At 45.7% G+C, this 6,032-nt stretch carries 5 protein-coding genes; 3 read left to right on the forward strand and 2 right to left on the reverse strand.

Going from position 1 to position 6,032, the window contains the following annotated elements; all coding sequences use genetic code 11:
* Positions 1-529 precede the first annotated feature (529 nt).
* Positions 530-808, reverse strand: coding sequence for a hypothetical protein (locus KDK19_RS03535; protein ID WP_257252760.1), 279 nt, complete (start codon positions 806-808; stop codon positions 530-532).
* A 712-nt stretch (positions 809-1,520) separates the two neighbouring features.
* Here KDK19_RS03535 and KDK19_RS03540 point away from each other — a divergent pair.
* From KDK19_RS03540 to KDK19_RS03550, 3 genes are all read left to right on the forward strand, one after another.
* The gene (locus KDK19_RS03540; protein WP_257252763.1) at positions 1,521-1,982 is read left to right on the forward strand and encodes an MEKHLA domain-containing protein; all 462 of its coding nucleotides are present in this window, start codon (positions 1,521-1,523) and stop codon (positions 1,980-1,982) included.
* A gap of 90 nt (positions 1,983-2,072) precedes the next feature.
* On the forward strand, positions 2,073-2,444 hold the full coding sequence (locus KDK19_RS03545) for a NirD/YgiW/YdeI family stress tolerance protein (RefSeq protein WP_257252765.1): 372 nt from the start codon (positions 2,073-2,075) through the stop codon (positions 2,442-2,444).
* 209 nt (positions 2,445-2,653) lie between these two features.
* Positions 2,654-4,165 (forward strand): Fic family protein, encoded by a 1,512-nt coding sequence (locus KDK19_RS03550; RefSeq protein WP_257252766.1) that lies wholly within the window; start codon positions 2,654-2,656, stop codon positions 4,163-4,165.
* 438 nt (positions 4,166-4,603) lie between these two features.
* On the opposite strand, the gene KDK19_RS03555 is transcribed toward KDK19_RS03550, so the two are convergent.
* Positions 4,604-5,713 carry a Fic family protein gene (locus KDK19_RS03555; protein WP_257252767.1) on the reverse strand — a complete coding sequence of 370 codons (1,110 nt, stop codon included), beginning with the start codon at positions 5,711-5,713 and terminating at the stop codon, positions 4,604-4,606.
* Positions 5,714-6,032 lie beyond the last annotated feature (319 nt).

The raw sequence follows: 6,032 nt of genomic DNA on the forward strand, positions 1-6,032 counted from the left end.
CCCTATTTTTTTGGGGTTGAAAGCACTCACCATTAAAATTGATTAACAAAGCGGCAGCTTCAGCAATGACGGAATAATATTAGTTCAGTGATAGTAGCAAAACTTCGGGAGCATGAAGGTTCTGTATCTTAATTTCTCCCCCTCAGTAACAATACATGGTCGATAGTAAATAAGATTTTAATTTAATGACCCGTTATGTCAAAAGCGTCCGTTTCAGACAAAATCTTGAACGTTGGAAGCTCAGCGGGCAAAGCTAACGATACTCAGAATCAAATGTCAGAATGTTTCTGCCTCCGCAATGCCAACCGGAATAGCCAACCGGAATACCTATACTCTGGCCATGGAGAACAGTGACAGGGCTTATAAATACTCAGAGCGAATATGTTGTGATCCGGCCATGATCAGTCATTCAGTTCCAATGGTTTAGCTGCGAATTACCATGGTTTGGCTGCGGCTCACCTCGCTATGCCCAACTCGCTCAAACAGGCTTATAGCCCGTCTGAACTTCATTCCAAAGCTCTCTCCAGTCTCATTCTCTGGAAATCTTTTTCGCTTCAATATTTTGCGCTTCAATATTTTGTACTTGAACATCTCGCTCATAAATTTTGATGGAGGTATAGGAGTGTTTGCAAAGACAGCCAGCTATGAATCCCAGAATGCAACCATCACCAGGGTGCCCCAAAAGGCAACCAACAGTGAGGCCAAAGGCTGCCCCGGCACATTCCGGGTTTTTGATGTCAAGTTGGTAAGTTTGTCTTACCATTTGTTCTGGAGTCGATTGAGTCGATTTGATCTCGATAGGTGCCATAGTTACCTCCATATTCGACAAGTTTTATTAATACAACAATAAAGTTAGAGGATACTCTCTCTTAAATGTTCCAAAAAAAAACTAACACGGAGGATAGTATTGCTAACAGTATCTGGAAGAGTGCCATACACTGTAAAAGTGGTCTAATAGTTTCCGGCGCCTTTACATACGGTTGAAGGTACTTTGTCTTTAGTCAAGGATCTTAGACTTACTCTCAGGGCTCCATGCCATAGAACTTTACTTCTGGCATCAAAAAAGCACCTTGAATATCGTCGCAAGGGAGGTAAGAAAAACGTCGTATTGTCTGATTTTTTATTGGAGCACAGGCAAGCGTTGAAAAAGGACGATTGATCACAAGGGATAAGGGGCGCTTCTCAACCTACTTCCCAACGTTGGATATTGTGTGCCCCTGAATTAATACAAAAAGCCCTTCTGCTTCAGATCAACGTCTGTTGAATCCTGCCTCTGTACTTCAATCCCAACAACGCTCTGATCAAAGCAATAGGCGAGAACTCTGCATTCTCCGGGAACAGTACGATGCCATCATGAGGGTATCTCTTCTGGAACGCTTTTAAATCCAGATAGTCTGACCCTATATCCAGACAGCCTCCCAACAAACGGCCGGAAAACTCTACTTTACGACTGAGCCATGAGCGTTTAGGCTTTTTTCCATTCTACTTTCCCGCTACCCACTGTCGCAACAAGGCAAAACATGATCTCGCTGCACGATCCTTTTCTTCAGCAACAAAGCCTGCTGATGGCCAGTAATTACTTTACACTGACGGGTCAGCTGCTTTGCGGACTGCCCCTGAATGACCCCAAACTGGCTAAAAAATTGTATGAACACCCGTCAGTGCTACTATCTCACGGCACAGAAAGTGATCCGATCTTCTGTTACGGGAACCTGAGTGCCCAGTCTCTTTTTGAAATGGACTGGAACACTCTGACTCAGCTGCCTTCCAGACATTCTGCAGAGCAGCCCAACAGGGAAGAGCGGGGCAGATTGCTAAGAGAAGTCACTAAACGCGGCTACATCAAAAACTATTCAGGTATCCGTATTGCCAGTACCGGAAGACGGTTCATGATTGAGCAGGCGCTGGTCTGGAACCTCTACGATGAGAGAGGCAGGTACCAGGGGCAGGCTGCTACGTTCAGCAACTGGACTTTTGTTTGAAGGCAGCCCCACTAATATTCAAAGACGATGGTTACAGACAGCTATCCAGCTGAGCTATCCTGAAAAATAGACACTCTAAGGATAATTTTTATGAAAGGACTCTTCTTCAGCGGCCTCTGCTTGTTGTCCTTGCCCGCCTTTTCAGAAAACGACTTGCCTCTGCCATCACCACCCGCTTCTGCACAAGCCCATCACTATCAAAAGCAGAGCATCGATCAGGTGATTGAGAACGGAGATGATGAGGAACTGGTGAAACTTTCCGGACAAATCATCAAGAAACTGAAATGTTCGATTTACCTGTTTCGGGATAAAACCGGAGAAATCCAGATTCATATCAGGAATGATGATATACCCAAAAAGGGTCTGCTCTTTGGCTCCCCCACCATTATCAAAGGAGAGGTCATGAAAGACCCCAACGAACCCATTGTGGTGGAAGCCGACAAGATCCTTTATGTTTTCTAAAGATTGTTCAGTACCCGTGACTACCTGATCTTAGACCCGTTTCGAGTTTGGTTACCCCATCCTGGGAAATCGGAGTTCTGCTGCAAACCTCTGGCACATAATCTGTACATTCATGTGGATCAATATTTATTTTTCAGGCATTTTTTTGGGGTAAATTTAGTTTTTTATGGCAGTATTTAGTTTTTACCCTCAATCAAAAGGCTCGATTTATGCCAACCCCCATTGGCTATGAATGGTTGAAAGAACATTATCAGCTGAGAGTTATACCTCACTCAGTTCGCTCCTACACCGGAGGCTTACTGGGGACCAAAGCCAATCAAGTAAAGCGGCATGAGATTCTTGAACAGAATTTTCCCGACTCCGCCAGACCAGAAGAGACTCTGACAGGTCATCTTCTGTTTGCTCTGAAGTATGAAGGTGCTAACCCAGCCTATCTCCGGCAAGTTTTTCTGCAAACAGGCGCAAAAGATCAAATTCAGTCCACCATCCAGAAGCGCCCCAGTAGCCGCTGGGGTCGTCGTCTGTGGTTCTGGTATGAGTACCTTACGGAAACCCTGTTGCCATTACCTGACTGCAAAGCCGTTAAATATGAATCGGTTCTTGATGAAGAGCGCTACTTTACCGCTCACCCCATTAATGTTCGACGATACTGTCTGCGCAACAATTTACCGGGACACAGAAGATTCCTGCCATTGGTGCAAAAAACGGATGCCCTGCGTGAAGAGTCCAACGCCAGACTGGAGCATTGTATAAACAGCGCACTGACAGATTACGATGAAGAAGTATTTACCAGAGCCTCGCGCTTCCTGACCACCTACGAAACCAGAACCTCTTCAGAAATTGAATCAGAAAACATCACACCCGACAAATACATTCGTTTTGGCCGGGCACTGGAAATGGCAGGTCAGACACCACTGACCAAAGAGCGGTTGATTGAAATCCAGAACATCATCAAGGATGGCCACCAGCAGGAACCTGACTACCGGGTTGAGCAAAACTATATAGGCGGCCCCGGTCCCCAGGGCGTGGCTTTGCCTCCACCCCGCCCTGAAAATATTGAAGACCTGATGGATGACTGGTTTGCCATGTCAGGACGCTTGGCCGAGTCGGACATTCCAGCCAGTGTTCGGGCAGGAATTCTCTCAGCCAGTTTTGTTTATCTACACCCGTTTATGGATGGCAACGGCCGGATCAGCCGTTACCTGATCCAGGATGTACTGGCAAAATCCGGTATTTTGCAACCGGGCATTATTCTGCCGGTATCCGGCGGGATTCTGAACCGTCAACAGGACTATTATCAAACACTGGATCTGCTATCCAAAGCCATATGCGCCCAGACAGACTATTACATTGATGAAGCCGGACACATCACCATAGAAGGAGAAACAGATCACCTGTTTAGGTATCTGGATTTGACTCGCTATTGTCAATGGCTTTGCGAAGTTATTGGCGATGTAGCTGAACATCTGCTGCCCAAAGAGATTGACACTCTGGTATTGGCCGACCGCCTCTACCGGGCTCTGGACGACTTTCTTGATCTGTCAGCTAAAGAGCTCCGCCTGATGGTCAAGATTATTCTCGACAATAAAGGCAAGTTGAGTAAAAGGAAGCAAAAACAGTTCGAGTTTCTGACCGAGCACGACTTCAAACAGATCAACCGAATGGCTTCAGAAGTGCTTAAAGACAGCATCAGGAAGAAGCCTGATGAGTTGACTCAGTAACTCATAAAATAGTTGTCGCAGATCAGATGAAGAGCTTTGTCCTTAGGAGCCTATCAATCAGTTTCAGAAATTTTAGCCACTCCGCATGTGTATGTCTTTGCTCACTAGCCAATGATTTTCGAACGACGGGCGACGCGTAGACTGCCAGTATTTGCAGAAGCCAGCTTTCTGAGACGCCTTTCTTCAGAAGACTTAAGCTCTATTTTCGGAGCAACTTTCATGAAAAGGCAGCTATACGGTTCTGTTGCGACCAGAACAGCTGGAGTTAGGTTTATGCACCATAATTTTCAACGCACTAAACTAGCTATGCCTTCCCTATCTTCATTCATCAGATTTCTAAGCTGCCTGTGCGGCAGTGAACTCAGCAGGCAGTTTAAACCATACCCGTTTATATTTATAAGCTGCCCGTGGGCAGAGAACGAGCCTCAAAAACTGACGTTAGTGCCCAGACAAGCCTTCACAGATACGAAGCAGTTCTGGAAATGCATAAATAGCAGGGCGACGGCCAGATCCTTCCCTTAGCGTTACTATGGGGCCGTCCGGCACATGCAGCTGACGCAGAAGACCATGCAGGGTAGGCTTACTGATACCGGACCGTTTGACGAAGTCGCTCACTTGAAAAATGGGTCTGTCAAAAAGTGTATCCACCAGTTGCATCGTGAACTTTGAGCCTGTCGTTTGTTGAACCCTGACTTTAGTCTTTTCATATAACGACATGATCGCTTTTACTTTCTGAACATTATCTCTGGCCTGAACAAGTATGGCTTTCAGAAAAAATTCGATCCAGCCTGTCCAGTCGCCTTCCCGGGAAATCTTCTTTAGCCGCTCGTAATATTCATCCCGGTGTGCTTCCAGATAACCTGAGAGATAAAACATAGGGCTGGAGAGTCTCTGCTTACTGTACAAAAACAGCGGTATAATCAAACGACCAATACGGCCATTACCATCCTTGAATGGATGAATCAGCTCAAATTGGGCATGAACGATGGCGGTCTGAGCCAGTACATCAAAATCACTCTCGCCCAGATAATGATGCCAGGCTTCCAGATGATCCATTAGCTGTATAGGGTCCGGGGGAACAAAGGTTGCGGTCTCAAGCGTACAGCCCGCTCGCCCAATCCAGTTCTGATCCTTTCGAAAAGCACCCGGTGTTTTTCCTTGACCTCTAACACTGTCAAGAAGTAGCTGATGTAACTGCAACAAGAGACTCAAAGAGATCGTTCGCCCTTCAGCCAGGTACTCCTGGGCCAGCATAAGCGCTTTTCGGTAGTTCAGTATTTCCTGAATATCTGTATTTTTTCTCTCGTCAAATTGAGCACCTGCTTCATGCTCAAGCACCTCTTCAACCGTAGCCTGGGTCCCTTCAATTCTGGATGATAACACCGCTTCCTGATTCATCAGGGGCGACAGCATGACCGCGGGATTAATGATTCCCTGTAGTAGACCACTGTATTCAGCCAGGGCTGCATTAGCTTCACCGACCAATGTGATCAGACGGCTAAACTCAAGATCTTGAAGGGGAAGCGTATCAGGGATATATGGGGTCATGCCAAAACCTTGTGTATTAAAGGACATAATATTTAATACATAAATACTTTTGTGTCTGTCGTATCCAACACAAATTTTTCGTATTAAGAATTGTAATATTTAATACACAATAACGATAGCGTATTGAGCTTGATACACAAAGCAACTTGTGTATTAGATTAATTTATATTTAATACAATACAGAGGCTTTCAGACGGGGTTTCCATTGTATTATCCAAGCTGCCCAATCGCTCATTCCTCCTGATAATACCGCTCTGAATGACGTTCCTAGCAGCCTGTCGGACTTAAGCGTCCGTAGCGAGGATTGCAAGAAATTGAG

This window comes from Endozoicomonas sp. ONNA1, from assembly GCF_024606325.1.
Lineage (GTDB): Bacteria > Pseudomonadota > Gammaproteobacteria > Pseudomonadales > Endozoicomonadaceae > Endozoicomonas_A.